The organism is Streptomyces sp. NBC_01474 (genome assembly GCF_035918215.1).
Classification (GTDB): domain Bacteria; phylum Actinomycetota; class Actinomycetes; order Streptomycetales; family Streptomycetaceae; genus Streptomyces; species Streptomyces aureus.
On record NZ_CP109449.1, the window covers coordinates 4,471,378 to 4,496,155 of the forward strand.

19 protein-coding genes are annotated in these 24,778 nt (G+C 69.0%); 3 read left to right on the plus strand and 16 right to left on the minus strand.

Features of this window, described 5'->3' with window-relative positions; translation table 11 throughout:
• Nucleotides 1-118: 118 nt before the first annotated feature.
• The 3 genes from OG758_RS20420 to OG758_RS20430 are packed head-to-tail and all read right to left on the minus strand — an operon-like array spanning nucleotide 119 to nucleotide 1,717.
• Entirely contained in the window at nucleotides 119-598 is a 480-nt protein-coding gene (locus tag OG758_RS20420; protein WP_326711329.1) for a DUF6113 family protein, read from the minus strand.
• Nucleotides 598-1,491 (minus strand): N-acetyl-1-D-myo-inositol-2-amino-2-deoxy-alpha-D-glucopyranoside deacetylase, encoded by an 894-nt coding sequence (mshB, locus tag OG758_RS20425; protein WP_326711330.1) that lies wholly within the window; start codon nucleotides 1,489-1,491, stop codon nucleotides 598-600. The genes OG758_RS20420 and mshB overlap by 1 nt, the downstream gene beginning before the upstream one ends.
• Before the next feature lie 31 nt (nucleotides 1,492-1,522).
• Nucleotides 1,523-1,717: a hypothetical protein gene (locus OG758_RS20430; protein ID WP_100596611.1), complete on the minus strand. Its 195-nt coding sequence runs from the start codon at nucleotides 1,715-1,717 to the stop codon at nucleotides 1,523-1,525.
• Nucleotides 1,718-1,882: 165 nt separating this feature from the next.
• Between OG758_RS20430 and OG758_RS20435 the strand changes: the two genes are divergently transcribed.
• A complete protein-coding gene (locus OG758_RS20435) occupies nucleotides 1,883-4,015 on the plus strand; it encodes a S9 family peptidase (protein WP_326711331.1) in 2,133 nt (710 codons plus the stop codon).
• 159 nt (nucleotides 4,016-4,174) lie between these two features.
• On the opposite strand, the gene OG758_RS20440 is transcribed toward OG758_RS20435, so the two are convergent.
• The 13 genes from OG758_RS20440 to OG758_RS20500 form a co-directional block, all read right to left on the minus strand.
• Nucleotides 4,175-5,248 carry an ABC transporter ATP-binding protein gene (locus tag OG758_RS20440; protein WP_326711332.1) on the minus strand — a complete coding sequence of 358 codons (1,074 nt, stop codon included), beginning with the start codon at nucleotides 5,246-5,248 and terminating at the stop codon, nucleotides 4,175-4,177.
• Nucleotides 5,241-6,215 carry an ABC transporter ATP-binding protein gene (locus OG758_RS20445; protein WP_326711333.1) on the minus strand — a complete coding sequence of 325 codons (975 nt, stop codon included), beginning with the start codon at nucleotides 6,213-6,215 and terminating at the stop codon, nucleotides 5,241-5,243. Before OG758_RS20445 ends, OG758_RS20440 begins: the two co-directional genes overlap by 8 nt.
• A gap of 6 nt (nucleotides 6,216-6,221) precedes the next feature.
• A complete protein-coding gene (locus tag OG758_RS20450) occupies nucleotides 6,222-7,265 on the minus strand; it encodes an ABC transporter permease (protein WP_382060832.1) in 1,044 nt (347 codons plus the stop codon).
• A complete protein-coding gene (locus OG758_RS20455) occupies nucleotides 7,258-8,181 on the minus strand; it encodes an ABC transporter permease (RefSeq protein WP_326711334.1) in 924 nt (307 codons plus the stop codon). The genes OG758_RS20450 and OG758_RS20455 overlap by 8 nt, the downstream gene beginning before the upstream one ends.
• A 63-nt stretch (nucleotides 8,182-8,244) precedes the next feature.
• A complete protein-coding gene (locus tag OG758_RS20460) occupies nucleotides 8,245-9,879 on the minus strand; it encodes a peptide ABC transporter substrate-binding protein (protein WP_326711335.1) in 1,635 nt (544 codons plus the stop codon).
• Nucleotides 9,880-9,963: 84 nt separating this feature from the next.
• Nucleotides 9,964-11,277, minus strand: a complete 1,314-nt coding sequence (locus tag OG758_RS20465) for a serine hydrolase domain-containing protein (RefSeq protein WP_326711336.1) — start codon at nucleotides 11,275-11,277, stop codon at nucleotides 9,964-9,966.
• Between the two features lie 142 nt (nucleotides 11,278-11,419).
• Nucleotides 11,420-12,550, minus strand: coding sequence for an ABC transporter ATP-binding protein (locus OG758_RS20470; RefSeq protein WP_326711337.1), 1,131 nt, complete (start codon nucleotides 12,548-12,550; stop codon nucleotides 11,420-11,422).
• Between the two features lie 27 nt (nucleotides 12,551-12,577).
• Nucleotides 12,578-13,639, minus strand: a complete 1,062-nt coding sequence (locus OG758_RS20475) for an ABC transporter ATP-binding protein (RefSeq protein WP_326711338.1) — start codon at nucleotides 13,637-13,639, stop codon at nucleotides 12,578-12,580.
• A gap of 10 nt (nucleotides 13,640-13,649) precedes the next feature.
• Entirely contained in the window at nucleotides 13,650-14,627 is a 978-nt protein-coding gene (locus OG758_RS20480) for an ABC transporter permease (protein ID WP_326711339.1), read from the minus strand.
• Nucleotides 14,628-14,736: 109 nt separating this feature from the next.
• Nucleotides 14,737-16,533, minus strand: a complete 1,797-nt coding sequence (locus OG758_RS20485) for an ABC transporter substrate-binding protein (protein WP_326711340.1) — start codon at nucleotides 16,531-16,533, stop codon at nucleotides 14,737-14,739.
• 105 nt (nucleotides 16,534-16,638) lie between these two features.
• Entirely contained in the window at nucleotides 16,639-17,670 is a 1,032-nt protein-coding gene (locus OG758_RS20490) for an ABC transporter permease (protein WP_326711341.1), read from the minus strand.
• Between the two features lie 914 nt (nucleotides 17,671-18,584).
• A complete protein-coding gene (gene typA, locus OG758_RS20495; protein WP_326711342.1) occupies nucleotides 18,585-20,459 on the minus strand; it encodes a translational GTPase TypA in 1,875 nt (624 codons plus the stop codon).
• A gap of 354 nt (nucleotides 20,460-20,813) precedes the next feature.
• A complete protein-coding gene (locus OG758_RS20500; protein ID WP_326715974.1) occupies nucleotides 20,814-23,228 on the minus strand; it encodes an ABC transporter family substrate-binding protein in 2,415 nt (804 codons plus the stop codon).
• A 398-nt stretch (nucleotides 23,229-23,626) separates the two neighbouring features.
• Between OG758_RS20500 and OG758_RS20505 the strand changes: the two genes are divergently transcribed.
• Nucleotides 23,627-23,914 (plus strand): hypothetical protein, encoded by a 288-nt coding sequence (locus tag OG758_RS20505; protein WP_266560558.1) that lies wholly within the window; start codon nucleotides 23,627-23,629, stop codon nucleotides 23,912-23,914.
• A gap of 20 nt (nucleotides 23,915-23,934) precedes the next feature.
• A complete protein-coding gene (locus OG758_RS20510; protein ID WP_326711343.1) occupies nucleotides 23,935-24,762 on the plus strand; it encodes a hypothetical protein in 828 nt (275 codons plus the stop codon).
• Nucleotides 24,763-24,778 lie beyond the last annotated feature (16 nt).

Here is a 24,778-nt window from a genome sequence, read left to right on the forward strand (position 1 = left end):
CGCCCGTCTCGACCTCACGCGGGCTGCTCGGCGGCGCGCACCACCATACTGGCCGCGGCCGGAACGCATCCGGTGACCGCCGACGAAACCTGTGCGGGGCACGGGCCGAAGTGGTACGTCACTTCCCAAGTCGGGCGGCGGGGCCCGGTGGTTGCTGCGACAGACCAAGGGTGGCGCACATCACAGCGACGGCCATCCCGCCGAGAAGGAACAGATAGGAGCCGGTTCCCGCACCGAAGAGGAAGTCGCCCTCGGGCCGGCTCGCCGTGAGCAGGATGACCGCGACGGCCCAGCCCACGGCCGGTGCGACGGCGCCTCCCCTGGTGCCCGTCAACCGCGCCCCGCCGAGGAACGCGCCGGCCGCCCCGAGCAGCGCGAGCAGCAACCCGCCCGGGAACAGGCCACCTTGGACGAGGGAACCGGCCACACCGACGAGCGCGCCGAGCACGAGGAGCCCGGCCAGCACGGCGACGTGCCCGGCGTCGAGGCCGGTCGCCGCCGGCCGGACGGGCGGGCCGCCCGCGCTCTTGGCGACGCCGCTCGACGCCGCCGCCCGGCCGGACTTGGCCGGATTGCCCGACTTGCCTGCGCCACTCATCACGCCACCACTCCCGCGAACAGGTCCGTCTCGTACGGCGCCTCTGCCTCGCCCCGCGCCAACTCGTAATACTCCATGTCGAAGACGGGCTGGGCGAGGCCGTTCGACAGCGCGAAGACCGGCTCGCCGCCGGGTGCGATCTCCACCTGGGTGGTGTGGGCGCGCATCGCGGCGGTCTTGGCCCCGGCGAAGGCGCTGCCGTCGATCTCTGCGGTGACCCGCTCGTCGTCCACGACGCCCGGCACGTCGCCGATCTCGGCCGCGGTCTCGTACGGGGTCGAGCCGAGGACACCGGCCAGCCACCGGAAGCGCTCCTCGGCCACGGACCTGGGCACACGGTTCCAGTAGATCTTCGCGACAGTGTGGGTGTCCCCCAGGTCCCGGCGGAACGCGGGCTCGGCCGCGAGTTCGGCGGCGCGCATGGCGACGCGGTGGGCCTGGATGTGGTCGGGGTGGCCGTAGCCGCCGTCCGGGTCGTAGGTGACGAGGACCTGGGGACGGACCTCGCGGATCACCTCGACGAGATACGCGGCGGCCTCGTCCAGGTCGGCGGACCAGAAGGCGCCCGGCCGGTCGTTCTGCTCGGCGCCCATCATCCCGGAGTCGCGGAAGCGTCCGGGGCCGCCGAGGAAGCGGTGGTCGGTGACCCCGAGCTCCTTCATGGCGGCGGTGAGCTCGCCGATGCGGTGCGGGCCGAGGATGTCCTCGCGGTCCGGGGCGAGGTGCGCGAGGACGTCCGGGATGACCTCGCCCTCCTCGCCGAGGGTGCAGGTCACCAGGGTGACGTGGGCACCGTCGGCCGCGTACTTGGCCATGGTGGCGCCATTGTTGATCGACTCGTCGTCGGGGTGCGCGTGCACGAGGAGCAGACGCCGGTCGGGCAGTTCCGTCATGCGCCCCAGCCTAGGACTCCCGACGGCGCGACTAGAACTTGATCCCGCCGATCATGCCCGCGACGTTCGTCGTGAGCTCGCTGATGGTGGGGGCGATGGAGGAGCTGGCGAGGTAGAACCCGAGCAGGACGCAGACGATCGCGTGTCCGGCCTTCAGACCCGACTTCCTGATCAGAATGAAGACGATGATCGCGAACAGCACCACTGCCGAAATCGAGAGTGCCACAGCGGTCCACCTCCCTTGATCCGAGTCCAACTGCCGTACGCCACGCGGCAGCCGAGCGATTCTTACCCACGCAGCGCTATGGATCATAACTATCCGTCCCGACGCATGAGTCGGTGCATGGCAGCAAGGGGGGCGCACGACGGCACGGCCCCATAGGGTCGGGGGATGACCACCGAGCCTCTCTCCTTTCCGCGCCTGCACGCCCGCACCCAGCGCTTCACTCTCGGCGCACCACGGGCGTTCACGGTGGCGCCCGACGGCGAGCGCGTCGCCTTCCTTCGGTCCGGATCCGGTACCGATCGGGCGAACGCGCTGTGGGTCCTGGACGTGACGTCCGGCGAGGAGCGGATCGCCGCCGATCCGCGGGTCCTCCTCGGCGGCGCCGAGGAGGACCTGTCGGACGAGGAGCGCTCGCGCCGCGAGCGCAGCCGCGAGGGCGCCGCGGGGATCGTCGCCTATGCGACGGACGCGGCCGTGGAGCTGGCCGCGTTCGCGCTGTCGGGACGGCTGTTCACCGCGGAGCTGCGCGCGGGCACGACCCGCGAACTCCGCGAGCCCGCACGTCACGGTCCGCTGATCGACCCGCGCCCCTCGCCGGACGGCCGCCATGTCGCGTACGTGTCCGGGGGCGCCCTGCGCGTGGTCGGCGCCGACGGCGAGGGCGACCGGGCCCTCGCCGATCCGGGCGAGGACGAGGCCTCGACCGTCACGTACGGGCTCGCGGAGTTCATCGCGGCCGAGGAGATGGGCCGCTCCCGGGGCTTTTGGTGGTCGCCCGACTCGGACCGGCTCCTGGTGGCCCGGGCGGACGACGCGGCGGTGCGGCGCTGGTGGATCGCGGATCCGGCGCACCCGGACCGCAAGCCCGCCCGCAACGCGTACCCGGCGGCGGGCACGCCCAACGCGGAGGTGCGGCTCTTCGTCATCGGCCTTGACGGGTCGCGCACCGAGGTGTCGTGGGACCGGGCGCGGTATCCGTATCTGGCGCGGGTGCACTGGTCGGCCAACGGGGCGCCGCTGATCCTCGTACAGGCCCGTGACCAGCTCAGTGAGCTGTATCTCGCGGTGAACCTCGAGGACGGTTCGACGCGGATGGTGCACGCCGACGAGGACGGGCAGTGGCTGGAGCTGTTCCCCGGTGTGCCGTCGTGGTCACCGAGCGGGCAGCTCGTGCGGATCGCGGACGAGGGCGGGGCGCGGGTCCTCGCGGTCGGCGAACGGCCCCTGACCGGGCCGCAGTTGCACGTGCGGGCGGTCCTGGACGTGGGTGAGAGCGACGTGCTCATCTCGGCGTCGGCGGGCTCGGCGGCGCGGGACCGGGAGACCGGCGAGGTGCATGTGTACCGGGTCAACGAGCTGGGCGTGGAGCGCGTCTCGGACGAGCCGGGCGTGCACTCCGCGGTGCGCGCGGGCGGCGTGACCGTCCTGGCGTCCGCGCGCACCGACGAGCCCGGCACCCGGGTGCGGGTGATGCGGGACGGCAAGCAGATCGCGACGGTCGCCTCGCATGCCGAGCGCCCCTCGCTGAGCCCCCGTCTGACGCTCACGGAGGCGGCCGGCATCCCGTGCGCCGTCCTGCTCCCTTCCTCGTACGAGCAGGGGGACGGGCCGCTGCCGGTGCTGCTCGACCCGTACGGCGGCCCGCACGGGCAGCGGGTGCTCGCCGCGCACAATCCGCATCTGACGTCGCAGTGGTTCGCCGACCAGGGCTTCGCGGTGGTCGTCGCGGACGGCCGCGGCACCCCCGGCCACTCCCCCGCCCGGGAGAAGGCGGTCCGCGACGACCTCACCCTCACGCTCGACGACCAGATCACGGCGCTGCACGCGCTGGCCGACGCCTTCCCGCTCGACCTGAACCGGGTGGCGATCCGCGGCTGGTCGTACGGCGGTTATCTGGCGGGGCTCGCGGTCCTGCGCCGCCCGGACGTCTTCCACGCGGGCATCGCCGGCGCCCCGGTCACGGACTGGCGGCTCTACGACACCCACTACACGGAGCGCTACCTGGGCGACCCGAAGGCCTCGCCGCAGGTGTACGCGAAGAACTCGCTGGTCACCGACGACGGTCTGGCCGAGGCGGCGGGCCAGCACCGGCCGCTGATGATCGTGCACGGCCTGGCCGACGACAACGTCGTGGTGGCGCACAGCCTGCGGCTTTCGTCGGCGCTCCTCGCCGCGGGCCGCCCGCACGAGGTGCTGCCGCTGTCGGGCGTGACGCACATGACGCCGCAGGAGCAGGTCGCGGAGAACCTGCTGCTGCTCCAGGTGGACTTCCTGAAGCGCTCGCTGGGACTGGTCTAGAAAGGCGACCGGCCGGGGCGACATGGCGCGCCCCGGCCGGTCCACGGCACCCGCACGGCCGTACGCTGTTCAGCCTGACGCGTTCGTATATCGGTGCCGCGACGGCCAAGTTGCCTGTGTGTTAACGAAGTTGATGCGCATTTGTCGCGACACGTACGCCTACTCGGTGGGGACGACGTGTTTCTCCTCGGCGAAGTGGCAGGCCGAGTCGTGCTTCGCCGGTGAGTCCCCGATGCGGAACACGGCGGGCACCGCGAGCGCCGGAACCTCCAGTGCGCACCGCTCCTGCGCCTTCCAGCAGCGGGTACGGAAGCGGCAGCCGGAGGGGATGTTGGCCGGGGACGGCACGTCGCCGGTGAGGATGATCCGCTCGCGGTGGTCGCGCGCCTCCGGGTCGGGGACGGGCACGGCGGACAGGAGCGCCTGCGTGTAGGGGTGCGTGGGGTGTTCGTAGATCTGCTCGTCGGTGCCGATCTCGACGATGCGCCCGAGGTACATGACGCCGACCCGGTCGGAGATGTGCCGCACGATCGACAGGTCGTGGGCGATGAAGACGTACGAGAGGTCGAACTCGTTCTGGAGGCTGTCGAGCAGATTGATGACCTGCGCCTGCACGGAGACGTCGAGCGCGGAGACCGGCTCGTCGGCGACGATGATCTCGGGGCGCAGGGCGAGGCCGCGCGCGATGCCGATGCGCTGGCGCTGGCCGCCGGAGAACTGGTGCGGGTACCGGTTGATGTACTCCGGGTTGAGCCCGACGACGTCCAGGAGGTCCTGCACCTTGCGGCGCCGGTCGCCCTTGGGCGCGACCTCGGGGTGGATCTCGTACGGCTCCCCGATGATGTCGCCGACCGTCATGCGCGGGTTGAGGGACGTGTACGGGTCCTGGAACACCATCTGGATGTTGCGGCGTACGGCCTTGAGGGCACGCCCGGACAGCTTGGTGATGTCCTCGCCCCGGTACTTGATCTGTCCGGCGGTCGGCCGCTCCAGGTTGACCAGCATCCTGGCGACGGTCGACTTGCCGCAGCCGGACTCGCCGACGATGCCGAGGGTCTCGCCCTGGCCGAGGACGAAGTCGACGCCGTCGACGGCCTTGACCGCGCCGATCTGCTTCTTGAACAGGATCCCCTGGGTGAGCGGATAGTGCTTGACCAGCCCGCTGACCTCCAGGATCGGCTCGCCGGCCGGCACGGGGGCGGCGCCGCGTGCCTCTTTCGCCAGGTCAGCCATCGAGCGTCTCCTTCCAGAAGTAGCAGGCGCTCCGGCGCGTGGGGCTCACCTCGAAGAGCGGGGGTACGTCCGCGCGGCACACGTCCTGGGCCATCGGGCAGCGCGGGTTGAAGGCGCAGCCGGGCGGGATGTGCATCAGGTTGGGCGGCAGGCCCTTGATCGCGTACAGCTCCTGGCCCTTCTGGTCCAGGCGCGGGATCGATTCGAGCAGGCCCTTGGTGTACGGGTGGGCGGGCGCCTTGTAGATCTCGTGCACGGGCGCCGTCTCGACGATGCGGCCCGCGTACATGACGGCGATCTTGTCGGCGACGTCGGCGACCACGCCGAGGTCGTGCGTGATGAGGATGAGGCCCATCCTGAGCTCGCGCTGGAGTTCGGCGAGCAGCTCCATGACCTGGGCCTGGACGGTGACGTCGAGGGCGGTGGTGGGCTCGTCGGCGATGATCAGGTCCGGTTCCAGGGCGAGTGCCATCGCGATCATGATGCGCTGGCGCATGCCGCCGCTGAACTGGTGCGGGTACTGGCCGACCCGCTCCTTGGCGGCGGGGATCCTGACGTGGTCCATCAGCTCGATGGCCTTGGCCTTGGCGTCCTTGCGGGACATCCCCTTGTGGACGGTGAACATCTCGCCGAGCTGCTCGCCCACGGACAGCACGGGGTTGAGGGAGCTGAGCGCGTCCTGGAAGATCATCGCCATCTTCGCGCCGCGGATCTTGCGCCGCTCGTCCTCCTTGAGCTTGAGGAGGTCCGTGCCCTGGAAAAGGATCTCGCCGCCGGCGATCTTCCCGGGCGGGACATCGAGGATGCCCATGATCGCCTGGGCGGTCACGGACTTGCCGGACCCCGACTCGCCGAGCACGGCCAGGGTCTCGCCCTCGTCGACGGTGTAGCTGACGCCGTTGACGGCGCTGGCGATCCCCTCGCGCGTCCGGAACTCCACGTGCAGATCGCGCACTTCGAGCAGCATGGGCGCCTACCTCAGCTTCGGGTCGAGGGCGTCGCGCACCGCGTCGCCGAGCATGATGAAAGCGAGCACGGTGATCGCGAGGGCGCCGGCGGGCCAGAGCAGCATGTGCGGGGCGTTGCGGATGTACTGCGACGCCGAGGAGATGTCGATGCCCCAGCTCACGGTGGGCGGCTTCAGGCCGACGCCTAGGTACGAGAGCGTCGCCTCCAGGGAGATGTACGTGCCGAGCGCGATGGTGGCGACCACGATGACCGGCGCGATCGCGTTGGGCAGGATGTGCCGCAGCATCATCCGGGAGTTGGAGGCGCCGAGCGCCCGCGCCGCCTGCACGTAGTCGTTCTGCTTGGCCGTGATGACGGAGCCGCGGGCGATGCGGGAGAGCTGCGGCCAGCCGAGCAGCACCATGAACCCGATGACCGGCCAGACGGTGGAGCTGGTGACCACGGACAGGAGCACCAGGCCGCCGAGGACGACGGGGATGGCGAAGAAGACGTCGGTGATGCGGGACAGGATCCCGTCCCACGCCCCGCCGAAGAAACCGGCGAGCCCGCCGAGGACGCTGCCGAGGAGGGCGACGCCGACGGTGGCGCAGACGCCGACGGTGACGGAGGCGCGGGCGCCGTACACGGTGCGCGTGTAGACGTCGCAGCCCTGGCCGTCGAAGCCGAAGGGGTGGCCTGGCTGGGAGCCCTCCTGGGCCTTGGCGAGGTCGCAGGAGAGCGGGTTGCCGGAGGCGATCAGCGAGGGCCAGATCGAGATGACCACGAGGAAGACGATGACCAGGCCCGAGATGATGAAGACCGGGTTGCGGCGCAGATCGCGCCAGGCGTCCGACCAGAGGCTTCTCGGCTTGCCCGCGGGTCCCGTGCCTTCGGGGCCGCCAGGAGCCCGTCCGCCGGCGGCGGCCGATGGCCGCTGCTCCAGGGTCGTCCCCTCGCTCGTGGCGAGGTCCATGGCGCCGCCCGCGCCCGTCGCGGCAATGGCTCCGCCGTCCTCCGGGACGCGGCCCCCGCCCGACGAGTAGGGCTCCGGCGGCTCGGGTTCAGGCATAGCGGATCCTCGGGTCGAGTACGGCGTACAGGAGGTCGACGATCAGGTTGGCCGCCAGGAAGACGAGGACGAGTACGGTCACGAAGCCGACGACGGTCTGGGTGTTCTGCCGGACGATGCCCTGGTAGAGCTGGTAGCCGACGCCGTGGATGTTGAAGATCCGCTCCGTGACGATGGCGCCGCCCATCAGGGCGCCGATGTCGGTGCCGATGAAGGTGACGACCGGGATCAGCGAGTTGCGCAGCAGGTGCCGGACGATGACGCGACGGCGCGGCAGGCCCTTGGCGATGGCCGTTCGGACGTAATCGGCGCGGCGGTTCTCGGCGATCGAGGTCCTGGTGAGCCGGGTGACGTACGCGAGGGAGACCGAGGCGAGCACGAGGCCGGGGACGATCAGTTCGGAGAACGTCGCCTCCGTGGACACCGCGGGTTTGATGATCCCCCACTCGACGCCCAGCAGGAGCTGGAGGAGCAGACCGGTGACGAAGGTCGGGACGGAGATGACGACCAGGGTGAGCAGCAGCACGCTGGTGTCGATGGGACGGCCGCGGCGCAGGCCGGTGACGACGCCGAGCGAGATACCGATGACGATCTCGAAGAGGATCGCCACGATGGTCAGGCGGATCGTCACGGGGAAGGCGGCCGCCATCAGTTCGGTGACCTTCTGGCCGTTGAACGCGGTGCCGAAGTCGCCGGTGAAGACGTTCCCCATGTACGTCAGGTATTGCTGCCAGACGGGCTTGTCGAGGCCGAACTCCTTCTCCAGCTGAGCGGCCGTGGCGGGGTCGCACTGCTTCTCGCCGCACAGTCCCGCGATGGGGTCGCCCATCACGTTGACCATCAGGAAGATGAGCAGCGTCGCGCCGAAGAAGACCGGGATCATCTGCAGCAGACGCCTGATCACATAACGTCCCATACGGGCTCCCGAATCGGGGGGAGCGGCCGCCCTTCAGGGCCCCGGACTGCCGCTCCCCGGGCGTCAGCTGACCTTGATCTCGTTGTAGACCGGAACGCTGAAAGGGTTGAGGGCGACGTTGGAGACTTTGTCGGAATAGCCGGCGCTGCCGTTCTGGTACCAGAGCGGGATGGCCGCCATGTTGTCCCTGACGACGCCTTCGGCCTGCTGGAAGATCTTGACGGCCTTGGCGCGGTCGGACTCGGCGTTGGCCTGGTCGACGAGCTTGTCGAACTGCTTGTTGGACCACTTGCCGTCGTTGGACGAGGCGTTGGTGTAGTACAGCGGCTGCAGGAAGTTCTGGATGAGCGGGTAGTCCATCTGCCAGCCTGCGCGGAACGGGCCCGTCATCTTCTTCTGCGTGATCTTGTTGCGGAAGTCGGCGAAGGTGCCGGTGGGCAGGCCGACGCAGGCCTTGTCGTTGCCCAGCGCGTTGTTGATGCTGTTGCAGACGGCGTCGACCCACTCCTTGTGGCTGCCGGTGTCGGCGTTGTAGCCGATCTTCACCTGGCCGCCGGGGATGCCGCCGCCCTCCTGGACCAGCTTCTTGGCCTCGGTGGGGTTGTAGTCGCAGCTGCCGCCGCACAGGCCGTCCTGGAAGCCGCCGTCCTTGCCGAGGACCGGCGAGGTCCAGTCCGAGGCCGGGGTGCGGGTCTTCTGGAAGATCGTCTCGGTGATCTGCTTGCGGTTGATCGCCATCGACAGGCCCTTGCGGACCTTGTCGCTGTCCGCCTTGTTCCACGCGGGGTCGTAGAACGGGAAGGCGAGCGTCTGGATGATGCCGGCGGGGGTGTTGATGTACCGGCCGCTGAGGTCGGCGTTGACGTTCTTGAGCTGCGAGGCCGGGACGTCGTCGACGAGGTCGAGGTTGCCGGCCGTCAGGTCGGTGTACGCCGTGTTGTTGTCGGTGTAGACCTTCAGGTCCACGCCGCCGTTCTGCGCCTTGTCGGTGCCCGGGTAGGCGTCCCACTTGCGCAGGGACATCTGCGAGCCCTTGGTGTAGTTGTCGATCGTGTACGGGCCGTTGCCGACCGGCTTGCTCACCCACGCGGCGTGATTGTCGAAGAAGGCCTTGGGGAGCGGGGCGAAGGCCGCGTAGCCGAGGGTGTCCGGCCACAGCGAGAACTTCTGGTTGAGCTTGACCGAGAAGGTGAGGGGGCCGGTGACCTTGAGCCCGGACAGGTTGGTGGCGCTCGGGGTGCCGGAGTCGGGGTGGACCTTGTCGTAGCCGTCGATCTGGCCGAAGAAGTAGGCGTTCTTCTGGTTGTTCTTCAGGTTCGCGCCGTAGTTCCAGGCGTCCACGAAGGACTGCGCGGTGACCTTCTCCCCGTTGGAGAACGTCCAGCCGTCCTTGACCGTGATCTTGAAGTTGATCGAGTCCGTCGTCTCGATCTTGTCCGCGAGCATGTCCTCTGCGGCGCCGGTCTTCGAGTTGTAGCGCTTCAGGCCACGGAAGACCATGTCCATGACCTTGCCGCCCTGGACCTCGTTCGTGTTCGCGGGCTCGAGCGGGTTCTGCGGGTCACCCCAGGACGAACGGACGATCCCTGAGCCGTTGCCGCCACCGCCGCCGCTGCTGCCCCCACCACCACAGGCCGTCGCGGCGAGAGCGACGGCCACCGCGCATACGGCCCACTTGGCGTGCGTGGCTCCACGCATGGAGTGCCTCCTCGGAGTGCTTCTGGGTCGGCGCCTTACGGCACTTAGGCCCAAATATCGTCCGTATCGACACATAACGCACTCTCAGCCCGGCCGTACGAGCCCCAGTTCGCACGGGTGGGTCAGCAGGTTGCCGAGCAGTCCCTCCCGGTCGCCCTCCTTGTAGACACGGGCCACCCCGGCCAGACGGCCCTCGTCCAGACGCAGTTCCAGACCGAGCACCGGACTGCCGACCCTCGCGTCGGCGGTCGGCAGCTGTACGGGAAAGGAGCCTCGCAGCGCGAGGGTGGCCGTGGCGCCGACGGGGGCGGTGGCGGTCTCGCCGCCGGTGGTGAGTTCGGCGCGGGCGCCCGGCAGGATCCGTAGCCGCAGCGGGATCTCGCCCTCCGGTGTCGAGGCGTGGCCCGCCCACTCCCCCTCCTTCAGGGTCAAGGGGCGCGCGGGCACGGAGAACACCGGTGAGATCAGTTCGGGAGCGAAGCCGGGTACGAGCTCGCCGAGGACGTGGTCGACGACCGCGTCGCGGGCCGCCTTCGCCGTCGTGTTCGTCAGGACCGCCACGGACAGGCCGAGTTCCGGCGCCGACACCGCCATCGCGGCCACGCCGCCCATGCCGCCGCCGTGGCTCACCAGGAGGGGCCCTTCGCCGCGCGAGACGCACCAGCCGAGGCCGTACCCGAGGTGCTCGCCGATCGGGACGGCGTCGAGGACCGCGGCCGCCGTCTCCGACTTCAGGAGCCGCGGCCAGGTCTGGGCGAAGAGGGCGAGCTGAGGGGCCGTCGCCCAGCCGAGCGTGGCGCCGGGATGGCTGGTGCGCAGGCCTTCCGGGTAGGGCCGCCCGTCGGGGGTGTAGCGGGTCGCGGCTCCCGGGCAGACCGTGGCGATGCGGAAGCCGTCGAGCCCGAGCGGCCCGAGGACCCGCTCCCGGGCGTATGTGGCGAGGTCCTGTCCGGTGGCTTCCTCCAGGAGCCGGCCGAGGAGCCGGTAGCCGAGGTTCGCGTACTCGAAGCCGGAGCCGGGCGCGCGGTGGAGCCGCGTGTACGGCTCCACGTCCACGGCCGGCTCGCCCTCCTCGCCGTAGTGGAAGTCGTAGTGCGCGCCGAGCCCGCCCCGGTGCCGCAGGAGCTGACGCGGGGTCGCGCCGAGCGGGCCGGGCGCGTCCAGGTCGAGCAGCCCTTCGTCGGCCGCGACGCAGACCGCCGCGGCCGTGACCGGCTTGGTGACGGAGGCGAGGGCGTACGGGGTGTGCGCGGTGGCGGGGATCCCCGCGCCGGTGTCGGCAAGCCCGTAAGCCTGGGCGAGGATCACCTCGCCGTGCACCGCGACCGCGACCGAGACGGACGGGCACCCGTGCTCCGCCATGGCCTGCGCGCACCGCGCCTCCAGGTCGTCCAGCATTGCGGCCCCTCTCCCTCGCCTGCTCGTTCCTGGATCATCGCCCGCACCGTGGCCGCCACGACCGCCGGCCCGGGATACACCGACGGCCCGTCACCGGTGTGTCACCGGTGTCGGGCCGTGGCCGGTCGAAGCGTGGACGCGGTCAGGCGTTCGCGCCGGACTCGCCCTCGAGGGCCGCGAGGGCCGGGTCGAGCACGATGTCCTCGCCGCGGTCCTCCGTCGTCGGGTCCTCCGGGAAGTGACAGGCCGTGAGGTGACCCTCGCGGCTGCCGGAGATCTGGACGAGCGGCGGCTCCTCCGTGGCGCACTTGTCCTGCGCCTTCCAGCACCGGGTGCGGAAGCGGCAGCCGGACGGCGGCGAGATCGGCGAGGGGACGTCGCCCTCCAGGCGGATCCGCTCCTTCTTCACCGCGTCGATGTCCGCGTCCGGCACGGCCGACATCAGCGCGTGCGTGTACGGGTGACGGGGGCGGTTGTAGAGCGAGTCGCGGTCGGCGATCTCCACGATCTTGCCCAGGTACATCACCGCGACGCGCTGCGAGAAGTGCCGCACGATGGCCAGGTCGTGGGCGATGAAGACGAACGCGATGCCCATCTCCCGCTGCACCTTCTGCAGCAGGTTGACGACCTGGGCCTGGATCGACACGTCGAGCGCGGAGACCGGCTCGTCCGCGACGATCAGCTTCGGCTCGAGGGCCACGGCCCTGGCCACGCCGATGCGCTGCCGCTGGCCGCCCGAGAACTCGTGCGGGAAGCGGTTGTAGTGCTCCGGGTTCAGGCCGACGATCTCAAGGAGTTCCCGCACGCGCGCCTCGCGGCCGCCGGGCGGGTTGATGCCGTTGATCTCCATCGGCCCGGCGATGATCGAGCCGACCGTCTGTCGCGGGTTCAGCGACGCGTACGGGTCCTGGAAGATCATCTGGATCTCGGACCTGATGGGCGCCAGCTGCTTGCGGTTGGCCGTACTGATGTCCTGGCCGTTGTACGTGATCGTGCCGTCGGTCGGCTCGTACAGGCGGGTCAGCAGACGGCCCGTCGTCGACTTGCCGCAGCCGGACTCGCCGACGAGGCCCAGGGCCTCGCCGCGGAAGACGTCGAAGGAGACGCCGTCGACGGCCTTGACGGCGCCGATGGTCCGCCGGATCGGGAAGCCGCCCTTGATCGGGAAGTGCTTCTTCAGGTCCTTGACCTGGAGGAGCGGTGTGCTGTCCGCGTCCCGCTGCTGCGGGATCGCTTCCGCGACCGCTGTGGTGGTCTGGTTGTTCTCGCTCATGGTCATGCCCCAGTCGCCGGTTTCAGCTCAGCCCAGCCGGGGCTGAATCGTCTCGATGAACACCTGCTGCTTCTGATCTGCCGTCAGGTGGCAGGCAGAGCCGCGGCCGTCCGGCAGCGTGGGCCGGTCGCCCTTGCACTTGCCGCCTGCCACCTTGTCGGTGAACGCACACCGGGGGTGGAAGGGGCAGCCGCTCGGCGGGTTCAGCAGCGACGGCGGCGAGCCGGGAATCGGCAGCAGGGGTTCGTCGACGTCCGAGTTGAGGCGCGGCATGGAGCCGAGCAGCCCCCAGGTGTAGGGGTGTTCGGGCGACTTGAGCACCTCGCGCACGGAGCCCCGCTCCACGGCCCGGCCCGCGTACATCACGAGCAGGTCGTCGGCCATGTTCGCCACGACACCGAGGTCGTGGGTGATCATGATGATCGCGGAGCCGAACTCCTGCTGGAGGTCCTTGAGCAGGTCGAGGATCTGCGCCTGGACGGTCACGTCGAGCGCGGTGGTCGGCTCGTCGGCGATCAGCAGGTCGGGGTTGCAGACCAGGGACATGGCGATCATGGCGCGCTGGCGCATACCGCCGGAGAACTGGTGCGGGTAGTCGTCCACCCGCTGCTTGGGGTGGGGGATGCCCACCTTCTCCAGCATCTGGATGGCCCGGTCCCGGGCCTCCTTCTTGCTGGCCCCGGTGTGCTTGCGGAACGGCTCGGAGATCTGCCGGCCCACCGTGTAGTACGGGGACAGGGCGGTCAGCGAGTCCTGGAAGATCATCGCCATCTTGTTGCCGCGGAGCTTTTCGAGCTCGGGCTCGGTGGCGGTGATCAGTTCCTTGCCCTCGAGGAGGATCTCGCCCTCGACGTGGGTGCTCTTGCGGTTGTGCAGGCCGAGCACGGTCAGGTTCGTCACCGACTTGCCGGAGCCCGACTCGCCGACGATGCCGAGCGTCTTGCCGCGCTCGATGTCGAAGGAGAGCCCGTCCACAGCCTTGACGATGCCGTCCTCGGTGGAGAACTGCACCTTCAGGTCGCGTACCGAGAGGAACGCGTCGCCGCCGGTGGGGGCCGGGGCGTCCTCGGTCTTGGTGAGTGTGGTCACGGTCGTTCTCCTAGGACAGACGCACGCGCGGGTCGACGACGGCGTACAGAGCGTCCACGACGATGTTGCAGACGATGATGAAAGCGGCGCTGAGGATCATGACGCCCATGAGGACGGGGAGGTCCTTGCCGATGACCGAGTCACGGGCGAGGCGGCCGATGCCGGCGAGGCCGAAGGTCAGCTCGGTGACCATGCCACCGCTGAGCAGACCGCCGATGTCCATGCCCAGGATGGTGATGATCGGGATGAGCGAGCCGCGCCAGGCGTAGCGGAAGAAGGCGTAACGAGCGCTCATGCCCTTGGCCTTGGCGGCTCGGACGTGCTCTTCCTGCAACTGCTCGATCATCGAGGAGCGGGCCATACGTGTGTAGTTGGCCGTGAAGATGGTGGCCATGACGATCCAGGGGATCAGCAGGCCCATGAACCAGCCCCAGGGGTTCTCGCTGATCGGCACGTAGTTGGGCTTGTCCAGCCAGCCGGTACTGAAGACCAGGAGGCCCATGACGACCGGGCCGATGAAGTAGATCTGGAACGAGCTGGTGACCAGCGAGGCGCCGCTGAAGGTCTTGTCGAGCCAGGTGCCGCGGAAGCGGGCGGCCATCAGGCCGGCGCCGAGACCGGCGAACAGGAAGACGACGAGGGAGCCGAAGGTGAGGGAAACCGTCAGCGGGAGACGGTCCATCATCGTGGACCACACCATCTGGTTGTTCCGGAACGAGACGCCGAAACACGGTGCGGGGCAGTGGCCCACCGCGAAGTCACGTCCGACGAAGATCCCGGAGAGGTAGTCCCAGTACTGCACGGGGACCGGCTTGTCGAGGCCGAGGTTCTTGTGAATGAGCGCCAGCGCATCCGGAGTGCAGTTCTTGCCACATGCGAGCGTCGCCGGGTCCTGTGGGATGGCGAAGTACATGAAGTACGTGAAGGCGCTGATCAGCAGAAGGATGAGTGCTGCGCCGAGCGTCCGGCGTATGAGAAATCGAAGCATGGCAATGAGCTGCTCTCAGGACGGCGGCGGTGGGAGGCCAGGAGGGAGCCGGCGACCCGGGGATGAGGGCACCGCCGCGCCCTCATCCCCGGGAACTGCCTTGTACTGACTACTTCTTGAGGAAGACCGCGGTCGGGTCGGTGTAGCTCGTCACCGTCGAGTACCGCAGGCCACCGACGTTGGAACCGGCGATCTGGAACACCTTGGTGTAGTAGATCGGGGCAGCCGGGTTGATCTTGGTGGTGATGTACTGGGAGAGCTTCTCCCACTCCTTGGCCGCCTCGGCCGTGTCCGTGATCTTCTGGATGCGCGCGATCTCGTCGTTCACGTGCTTGTCGTTCGTGTGCGAGTAGTTCGACGAGCCGTCCTGGATCTGCGCACCGTCGAAGGACGGCGGGAAGACGGTGTTGCCGGACGCCCAGTCCTGACCCCAGCCGGTCATGTAGAGGTCAAAGCCGTTCTTGACCTTGCCCATCTGCTCGTACCAGGTCGCGGCGTCGACTTCCTTCTTCTGGATGTCGAGGCCGATCTTCTTCAGGTTGTTGATGATGAGGTTCGCCTGGGTGGTACGCACCGGGGTGTTGGCGTACGCGTAGACGAGCTTCTTGCCCTTGGCGCCGGCCTCGTCGATCAGCTTCTTCGCCGCGGCGATGTCACCGTTCGGCTTCTTGGCCCGGCCGAACGGGTCGAAGGTCTTGTCGTAGCCCGGCGTGGTGGGCGACATCAGGCTGGTCGCGGGCTCGCCGCCGTAGGCACCGCCGTCGGCGCGGCCGGCCGCGGAGGCCGGCATCGCCAGGGCGATGGCGTCACGGATGCGCTTGTCCTTCACGCGGTCCATGTTGAAGTTCAGCTGCCACACGTACGGGGCGTAGCCCTGCACCGTGCGCTTCATGACCGCCTTGTCGGTGGTGATCTTCTGCAGCTGGGTGGCGTCGATCTGGCCGGTGAACATGATGGCGTTCTTGGCCTCGGCGCGGTCGGCCAGGATCGTCTTGGTCTGCGTGGCCTTGTCCTGGTTGTAGTCGATGTTGAAGCCATCGACGTACTGGTGACGCATCGGGTCCGTCTTGGCGTCCCAGTTGGTGTTGCGGACCAGCTTCATGCTCTTGCCGGACTTGTAGTCCGAGATCTTGTACGGACCGGTCGCCACGGGCGCCTGGTCGTACTTCTCCTTGGTGTCCGTCTTCTCGGGAACGACCGAGTAGGCGGCCATCGCCATCGCCTGCGGAGTGTCCGTCTGCGGCGTCAGGAAGTGGAAGACGATCGTCTTGTCGTCCGGCGTCGCGAGGACCGAGTCGGGCAGGTGCTTGCCCTTGTACGGACCGGCGTACGCCTTGCGGTACTTGGTGCCCGTGCCGGACAGCCACTGCTGGACGTAGCTCGGGCCGTCCGTCTCGAAGGAGGCGTACATGCGCTCGAACGTGTGGCGGATGTCGCGCGACGTGATGACGTTGCCGTTCTGGTCCTTCACGCCGTCCTTCAGCGTGTAGGTCCAGGTCTTGCCGCCGTCCGAGGACTTGCCCGCGTCGGTGGCGAGGTCGCCGACGACCGTCGAGTTGCCCTTGTCGTCCTCGACGTACGTGGTCAGGCCACGGTAGAGGAGCTTGGAGAGGAGACCGCCGTCGGAGACGTAGATCTGGCCCGGGTCCAGGTGGGAGAAGTCCGTCTCCTGGTAGACCTGCACGGTGCCGCCCTTACGGGCGCCCGGGACCTCCTTGGCGGGGCCGACGGACTGCTGGGCGGTGCCCATGACGACCGGCTTGGCCTGCGCGAGGGCGTCCTTCTGGGACTTGCCCGCGGGCTTGTCGGAGCTCTTGCTGCCACTGCTGCAGCCGGTGAGTGCCAGCGCGCCGGCGGTCACCGCGACGACCGTTGCCTGCGCCGTGCGCGTACGAAGGATGCTCATGGAGTTAGATCCACCTGCCTGTGAGTAGTGATCCTTTGGTGCTGCCTGGCGCATCCGGTGTGGGCCGGCGCCCGGGTGGCAGCTCCCCCTCGGGATGGGCTGGGTTCAGCGGCCCGTCTTGGGATCGAACGCATCCCGGACGGAGTCCCCGAGGAGGTTGAACGCCACGAAGAAGACGACCATGGCGACACCCGGGAAGAACATGTAGGTCGGGTCCTGCTCGTAGATGTTCGCGCCGGTGGCGAACATCAGGCCCCAGTCGGGGGTCGGGTCCTGATACCCGACACCGACGAAGGACAGGAAGGCGACCGAGAGGATGGTGCTGGGGAGCAGGTACGTGCCCTGCACGATGATCGGCGTGATCAGGTTGGGCAGCAGTTCCTTGCGGATGATCCGCCAGGGCGAGGCCCCCGCGACCTTCGCCGCCTCCACGAACTCGCGCTCACGCAGGGAGAGCGTGACGGCGCGCACCAGGCGGGACAGGCTCATCCAGGTGAGGAGCCACATCACGCCGAGGATGGCGAGGAAGCGGATGTAGACCGGGGTCTCCTCGTCGGGCGCCACGAACACCGTGACCACGACGGGCATCACCGCGACCATGAACAGCTGGCTGGGCAGGGCGAGCATGAAGTCGGTCAGCCGCCCGAGCCAGTAGTCGATCTTGCCGCCGAAGTACCCGGAGACGAGACCGATGAGCACGCCCACGATGACGATGCCGATCGTGGCGAGCAGCGCCGTGTAGAGCGACGTACGCATGCCGTAGAGCAGGTACGAGAACACGTCGCGGCCGTAGTTCGGGTCGATGCCGAACCAATGCTCCGGCGAGATGCCGCCGTTGGGACCGGCCGGCAGGTTGAACTCGTTGAGGAGTGTGGGGTCGTCCTGCCCGTAGAAGGTGTACGGGTCCTTGCCGTACACCTTCGAGATGAGCGGCGCGAGCGCGGCTATCAGGAAGAAGAACAGGACGATGAAGGCGGAGACGACGCCCGTCTTGTCCCGTTTGAAGCGACGCCACATCAGCTGTCCGGGGCTGCGCCCCTCGAGCTTCTTGGGCTCCTTCGCGTCAGCCTGCGGCGCGCTGTCCTTGTCCAAGGCGGAAGAGGTCTCGGCGCCCTCAATCTCGATTGGACTCGTCATGATTCGTCCATTTCACAGGTGTTGGAGGTCGTCGGCACACGGCGGGCTCCTCCCTGTGGGACGGAGCACCGGACCGACGGCCGTCGCACGGCGTACGCCACTCCAGCTGGATTGCCACCAGGGGGTACGACGACCTACGGGCGGTACACGGCAACCCAAGGCCGGATGCGCGCGGTTGAGCTACGACTGGGGTGAACTCACCCCGGGGGAACCTGACCCGACAGGGCAGGCCTTGCCGTCAGAGACTGTCGCGGCGCTTGAGCGCCGTGCCGACCACGGAGCTACTGCCCGCGAGTCCTGTACCTGCCATCGGGGACGACGCGACCCATATGGCGCTTGTGGCACCTCGCATGGGTTCCTCCTCATGAGTCCACTTTTGTTCACTACAAGTGGAGGCACATGCCACCTGACCGACACCCCTGACGGCGAGGATTGAAAGTGCCTCAGTGTGCTCGCGAGTCGGCACTCCCCACAGTGCGTGACCCATTGACCCGAGCTCTACGCGCTCAACTATCTGGCATCAGAATCGGGCCGACCACAGTCTTTTGGTCTCGGTTCGATCACACCTGATGCGTACTTAGCCCAAAATCCGGACAAACTGATCCTAGATAGATCCCTGCGAAACGGACTCGTTACACATCTATCGGTCAATGGGGTCCGGATTCCGGACAGTCGCCTCTGGAAAACGAGTTGCACATCACGAGCCCTTGCGCAGGGCTGTGGGAAGACTCTCAGCGGGCGGATCAACGCGCGTGGATCGCGCGGGAACGCGTCCAGGATGCCACGAGGGTAGTGAAGTACCACCTGGTGCGGGCATCGATCCTGTAAAAACTCCTGCCCGGACCTCCCGGCGCAGGACATACGACAAAGGCCCGGACCCCCCGAAGGGGAGCCCGGGCCCAACTGTCGCCGGATCAGCCGTTCTTGGCGCGCGAGGCCGTGCGGCCGCGCTGCTTCTGGTCCAGGACGACCTTACGGATACGGACCGTCTCCGGGGTCACCTCGATGCACTCGTCGTCGCGGCAGAACTCCAGGGACTGCTCGAGCGAGAGCTTGCGGGCGGGCACCACGTTCTCCGTGGTGTCCGCGGAAGCCGCACGCATGTTGGTGAGCTTCTTCTCCTTGGTGATGTTCACGTCCATGTCGTCGGCGCGCGAGTTCTCACCGATGATCATGCCCTCGTAGACCTCGGTGCCGGCCTCGGTGAAAATGACACCGCGCTCCTGGAGGTTGACCATCGCGAACGGCGTCACCGTGCCCGCGCGGTCCGCGACGAGCGAGCCGTTGTGACGGGTGCGCAGGTCGCCGAACCACGGCTCGTGGCCCTCGAAGATCGAGTGCGCGATACCGGTGCCGCGGGTCTGCGTCAGGAACTCCGTGCGGAAGCCGATGAGGCCGCGGGACGGGACGATCCACTCCATGCGGACCCAGCCCGAACCGTGGTTCGTCATGGTCTCCATGCGGCCCTTGCGGGTCGCCATGAGCTGCGTGATGGCGCCGAGGTGCTCCTCCGGCGAGTCGATCGTCATGCGCTCGATCGGCTCGTGCGTCTTGCCGTCGACCTGCTTGGTGACGACCTCGGGCTTGCCGACGGTCAGCTCGAAGCCCTCGCGGCGCATCTGCTCGACCAGGATGGCGAGCGCGAGCTCACCACGGCCCTGGACCTCCCAGGCGTCGGGGCGCTCGGTGTCGAGGACACGGAGCGAGACGTTACCGACCAGCTCGCGGTCGAGGCGGTCCTTGATCTGGCGGGCCGTGACCTTGTGGCCCTTGCCGCCCTTGCCGACCAGCGGCGAGGTGTTCGCACCGATGGTCATCGAGATGGCCGGCTCGTCGACCGTGATGAGCGGCAGCGCGATCGGGTTCTCGGTGTCGGCCAGGGTCTCGCCGATCATGATGTCCGGGATACCGGCGATGGCGCAGATGTCGCCCGGGCCCGCCATCTCGGCCGGCTTGCGGGTGAGCGCCTCGGTCATCAGAAGCTCGGTGATACGCACGTTGGACATCGTGCCGTCGCGCTTGATCCACGTGACCGTCTGGCCCTTGCGCAGCTCGCCCTGCTCGACACGGCAGAGCGCGATACGGCCGAGGAAGTTGTCGGCGTCCAGGTTCGTGACGTGCGCCTGGAGGGGGGCGTCCTCGTCGTACTCCGGGGCCGGAACGTGCGACAGGATCGTGTTGAAGAACGGCTCGAGGTTCTCGCTGTCCTGCGGGACGGTGCCGTCCTCGGGCTTGGTCAGCGAGGCGACGCCGTCACGGGCGCAGGCGTAGACGATCGGGAACTCGATCTGGTCCTCGTCCGCGTCCAGGTCCAGGAACAGGTCGTACGTCTCGTCGACGACCTCGGCGATCCGGGAGTCGGGGCGGTCCGTCTTGTTGATGCACAGGATGACCGGCATCTTCGCCGAGAGCGCCTTGCGCAGCACGAAGCGGGTCTGCGGCAGCGGGCCCTCGGAGGCGTCGACGAGCAGCACGACCGCATCGACCATCGACAGGCCGCGCTCGACCTCACCACCGAAGTCGGCGTGGCCGGGGGTGTCGATGATGTTGATCGTGATGGCGTCGCCGCCATCCTTCGGGTGGTACTTGACCGCCGTGTTCTTGGCCAGGATCGTGATGCCCTTCTCACGCTCCAGGTCGTTCGAGTCCATCATGCGGTCGTCGAGCGACTCGGCGGCGTGCGCCGCGAAGGCGCCGGCCTGCTTGAGCATGGCGTCGACCAGCGTGGTCTTGCCGTGGTCGACGTGGGCGACGATGGCGACGTTACGGATGTCGTGGCGCGTGGCCATATTGCGGCGTACTCCCGGAGTGAGTGGACGGCTGCGCGTACGTCTCTTCGTACACGCGCCCTGCCGGGCTGGACACGCCACGGCCTCACCCCATCGTACGGGGCTTCGGCCGAGTAGGCCTTCTGGGGCTCTGGGGTCAAGGGTGCACAGTGAGTGAACGCCGCGGAGAGGCGTGGGGGGCGCCCCGAGGAAACCGCAGGTCAGTGGTGATACGAACCTTGCCCGCCGGCGGGACCGGCGGGCAAGCGACTTGAGCGAGATCTGAGCTGGGCGATCTTGGGGGCGATCTCCCAGCGGCTCTCAGGGCCACTCAGGGTGCGATGTGCGTCACTTCTCGGAGGGCTACTCGGAGGGCTACTCGGAGGGCTTCTCCGACCGCTTCTCCGACGGCCTCCCGGACGATTTCCCGGACGGGCTCGCGGAGGAGTCCGCGGACGAGCTCGCCTTGCCGGAGGCGTTCGGCTCGGCACCCGGACGCGCACCCGGCTTCAGGAAGCCGATGTCCTCGTAGTCGGGCTCCTGGAAGCCGAAGGCTCCCGCGTTGGCGACGCCGCGACGGGCGGCCACGAGCTCGGGGCGCTGGTAGAGAGGAATCGATCCTGCTGCGGCCCAGATACGGGCGTCGGCCTGCTTGACCAGGGAGCGCTCCTCCCCCTCGTCGAGCTCACCGATCGCCTGGTCGAAGAGCTGGTCGATGTGGTCCGTGCCGACCCGGGTGTAGTTCTGCTCGACCGTGAGCGAGCCGTCCGCCGCGGGCACCGGCTTGGCGTAGATCGGGCGGGCGTCGGTGGCCGGGAAGGCCGAAACGGGCCACGAGTAGAGCGCCATGTCGTACTGCCCGGACGCGATGTGGTCCTTGAAGTAGCTGGCGTCGGCGACCTTCGACGTCTCCGTGCGGATACCGATCTTCTCCAGCATCTGCGAGATCCGGTCGGCGACCGCGCGCAGTGAGTCCGAGCCGGGGCCCGACGGGAGCACGAAGCGCAGCGTCAGCGGCTTGCCGTCCTTGGCGAGCGGCCCGGCGGGGGCACCGGCCGGTGCGGCCGTCCCCTTCGGGGCGTACGCGCCCGGGGCGCCCCCCTGGGCGGCCTCCTTCGCGTACTGATCCGCGTGCTTCTTCTCCTTGTCGGCCTCGCGCAGTTTCCGCGCGTCGGCCTGGCGCAGGAGCGCGGCGTGCTGGTACGCGGCGGTGCGCGCGGGGTCGAGCAGCGGGGGCTGCCGGTCGCCCGGCTTCTGGTCGCTCTCGCCGACGATGCCCGTGCCGTCGTCCGAGTCGGAGGCGGCACCCTTCTCGCCCTCCGTGCCCGCCTTGCTCTTCTTGCCCTCGCTGCCGGAGACGTTGCCGGCCGTCTTCGGCTTCGCCGTCGCGGTCTCCTTCTTCAGGGGACCGCCCGACACCCAGCCCGCGTCCGCGAGCAGCGCCCGGGCCTCGGTGGTGTCCTGGCCGCCGAGCGCACCGCTGCTGTCGGCGTACGCCTGCTGCCCGGCGAGGGCGAGATGGCTGCCGACGGGGTGCGCGGGCAGGCCGAGCGGCTTGAGGACGACCTCGGCGAGCTTCTTGCGGTCGATCGCGCGGGCGACGGCGCGGCGCACCCGCTCGTCGGCCAGGGGCCCCTCGGAGCCGTTCAGCGCGAGCTGCGTGAAGGCGGGTTCGAGGGACTTGCGGACGACGTAGTCCTCCAGGCGCGACTGTTCCTTCTTGTACTTGGTGGCAGCCTTGCGAGTCTTCGCGCGGGCGTCGAGTTCCGCGCCGGCCGCGTCCTCGTCGTCGCTGTGCGCGACGGCCCAGGACCGCATCGACTGGGCGGGCGTGAGCGCGCCGGGGCCGTGGGCGAGCGGGCCCGAGGTGCCCTTGTCGCGGTCGGCGAGGGAGATGCGGGAGGCGTCTTCGGGGTCGACGGCGGCGAGGTCGACCTTCCCCGCGACGAGCGCGTCGGCGCGGTCCTTACGGGGCACGGCCCGCAGGACGAGCTGCTCCAGCTTGGCCTGGCGGCCCCACCAGCGCGGGTTGCGCACCAGCGTGATGTCCTTGGCGTCGCGGTCGATCTTCTTGACCGAGAAGGGGCCGGCGGTGACCTTGAGCTTGCGCCGGGCGTCCTCGTTGAAGGCGTCCGGGGTCCCCATGACGTCCTTGGGGTACAGCGGCGAGAACAGCGAACGCCAGTCCGCGTACGGCTTCGCGAAGGTGACCCGCACCTCCAGGTTGTTCTTGCCGCGCTCGATCTTCTCGATGCGGTCGTAGCCCGCGTTGTGGGCCGTCCAGTACGCGGAGTCCTTGCCGGACAGGGCGCGCCACTGGGCGGCGAAGTCGGCGGCGCCGATCTCGCGGCCGTCGCTCCACACCGCCTGCTGGTTGAGCTTGTACAGGACGACCTGCTTGGGCTCGCTCTCGATGACCTCGGCCTTCTCCAGGAAGTCCGGGTCGCGCACCGCCCTGCCCTGGTTGTCGAGCCGGTACATCGAGGGCAGCACGGCGCCGGCGACGCGGGACGTGCCCGCGTCGGCGTCGGCCTGGAAGGAGTTGAGGGTCACCGGCAGGGCGTCGACCGCCCAGCGCAGGGTGCCGCCGTCGGCGATGTCGCCGCGGGCAGCGGGCGCGATGTCCTGGGCGGCGGCCGCACTGCTGGACTCTGTTTCGTCGTCGCCCGAGCTGCACCCGGCCAGCGCCGTCACTGCGAGCGCCCCCGACACGAGGAACGCGGCCGAGCGCAGGACGGGACGCCGCGCGGGACGCCTGGCGGGGCGCGATGTGGCGCCGTCATGGGACATCACGGGTACCTCCGGGGCTAGCCCGGCCGCCCGCTTGCCAGGACTGGGCCGGGTTTGTTCACGTTTGGCGGTATATGGAGCTGATCACATCTATCGCCCCACTGAAGGGGACGGCTCGAGCAGGCGGTCGCAGACACGGCGCTGAGGTGCCGGAACCCCACTCGTGCGGCCCAATGACGCCCCCGCCGGGGGTGCGGGGCTGTGCGACAGGCCCCCACAGCCCCGCACCCGCCGGCGAAACCCCACCGCCCGGCCCCTGAGGCACCGCCCCGGAAGGGGGCGCACGAAGCCCCGCACTCCAGCAATCCGCGCAGATCTCTTCACAAGGCGTGATGTGACGCGCGACACTCGCAGGCGCATGAGCATCTCCGCCGCACCAGCGGAAGCGAGGGCAAGTCATGACCCTGAACGACGACTTGGCGGCAGCCGAGCGCTGCCTCGACGAGCTGTGCCGGACCGTGGGGCGCCTGGAGCGGCAGCTCGACGGCGGCCTCGACGTACGGCGCGTACGCACCGACGCCGACCATCTGCGCGAGAGCGTCGCGCTGCTGCGGGCGGCTGCTGCCGCTCCGCCGCCACCGCGCCGGCCCGAGCTCGTGCCCGTCCCCGACACCCCGTACGACAGCTCGCTCTGGACCGACTCGGACGACGAAGGACTCGGCGCCCGGGACCGGCACGCCCCCTGACCCTCTGAGCGGAGGCTTCGTTGGCCACCGGCACGGAACCCCATCCCCGAGCGGACGCGCACGGCGTCCGGGGCAGGACGCGCGCCGCGATCGCGTCCGGGCACCTGCGCACCGACCGCTGGTGGCTGGCGCCCGCCAGTACCGCCGCGGGACTGCTCGCCTTCATCGTCTACTCGACGTGGCGGGCCTTCGCGAACACGCACTACTACCACGCGCCGTACGTCTCGCCGTTCTACTCCCCGTGCATCGCGGAGAACTGCAAGCCGATGCACGCGGGCCCCAACTGGGAGATATTCGGCGGCTGGTGGGGCCTGTCCCCCGCGCTGCTCATCCTGATCTTCCCGCTCGGCTTCCGGCTGACCTGCTACTACTACCGGAAGGCCTACTACCGCGGGTTCTGGGCGTCACCGCCCGCCTGCGCGGTCGCCGAGCCGCACAAGAAGTACACGGGCGAGACCCGCTTCCCGCTGATCCTGCAGAACATCCACCGCTACTTCTTCTACGCGGCGATCCTCGTGGCGGGCATCCTCACGTACGACACCGTGCTCTCGTTCCGCGACGAGACGTACGCGTGGGGCCACATGGGTCTCGGCACGCTCGTCTTCCTCCTGAACATCACGCTGATCTGGGCGTACACCCTGTCCTGCCACTCGTGCCGGCACATCGTCGGCGGCAAGCTCAAGCACTTCTCCAAGCACCCGGTGCGCTACCGGATGTGGCAGTGGGTCGGAAAGCTGAATGAGCGTCACATGCTGCTCGCCTGGGCGTCGTTGATCAGCGTCGCGCTCGCCGACTTCTACGTGTTCCTGCTGTCGTCCGGCGCCTTCGACGATCCGCGCTTCTTCTAGATGGGGTGGCACTTCT

Coding starts and splice junctions, on each gene's coding strand:
- OG758_RS20420 (WP_326711329.1), bottom strand. CDS start 598: ATGAGTGGCGCAGGCAAGTCGGGCAATCCGGCCAAGTCCGGCCGGGCG.
- mshB (WP_326711330.1), bottom strand. CDS start 1,491: ATGACGGAACTGCCCGACCGGCGTCTGCTCCTCGTGCACGCGCACCCC.
- OG758_RS20435 (WP_326711331.1), top strand. CDS start 1,883: ATGACCACCGAGCCTCTCTCCTTTCCGCGCCTGCACGCCCGCACCCAG.
- OG758_RS20440 (WP_326711332.1), bottom strand. CDS start 5,248: ATGGCTGACCTGGCGAAAGAGGCACGCGGCGCCGCCCCCGTGCCGGCC.
- OG758_RS20445 (WP_326711333.1), bottom strand. CDS start 6,215: ATGCTGCTCGAAGTGCGCGATCTGCACGTGGAGTTCCGGACGCGCGAG.
- OG758_RS20450 (WP_382060832.1), bottom strand. CDS start 7,265: ATGCCTGAACCCGAGCCGCCGGAGCCCTACTCGTCGGGCGGGGGCCGC.
- OG758_RS20455 (WP_326711334.1), bottom strand. CDS start 8,181: ATGGGACGTTATGTGATCAGGCGTCTGCTGCAGATGATCCCGGTCTTC.
- OG758_RS20460 (WP_326711335.1), bottom strand. CDS start 9,879: ATGCGTGGAGCCACGCACGCCAAGTGGGCCGTATGCGCGGTGGCCGTC.
- OG758_RS20465 (WP_326711336.1), bottom strand. CDS start 11,277: ATGCTGGACGACCTGGAGGCGCGGTGCGCGCAGGCCATGGCGGAGCAC.
- OG758_RS20470 (WP_326711337.1), bottom strand. CDS start 12,550: ATGAGCGAGAACAACCAGACCACCACAGCGGTCGCGGAAGCGATCCCG.
- OG758_RS20480 (WP_326711339.1), bottom strand. CDS start 14,627: ATGCTTCGATTTCTCATACGCCGGACGCTCGGCGCAGCACTCATCCTT.
- OG758_RS20485 (WP_326711340.1), bottom strand. CDS start 16,533: ATGAGCATCCTTCGTACGCGCACGGCGCAGGCAACGGTCGTCGCGGTG.
- OG758_RS20490 (WP_326711341.1), bottom strand. CDS start 17,670: ATGACGAGTCCAATCGAGATTGAGGGCGCCGAGACCTCTTCCGCCTTG.
- typA (WP_326711342.1), bottom strand. CDS start 20,459: ATGGCCACGCGCCACGACATCCGTAACGTCGCCATCGTCGCCCACGTC.
- OG758_RS20500 (WP_326715974.1), bottom strand. CDS start 23,228: ATGTCCCATGACGGCGCCACATCGCGCCCCGCCAGGCGTCCCGCGCGG.
- OG758_RS20505 (WP_266560558.1), top strand. CDS start 23,627: ATGACCCTGAACGACGACTTGGCGGCAGCCGAGCGCTGCCTCGACGAG.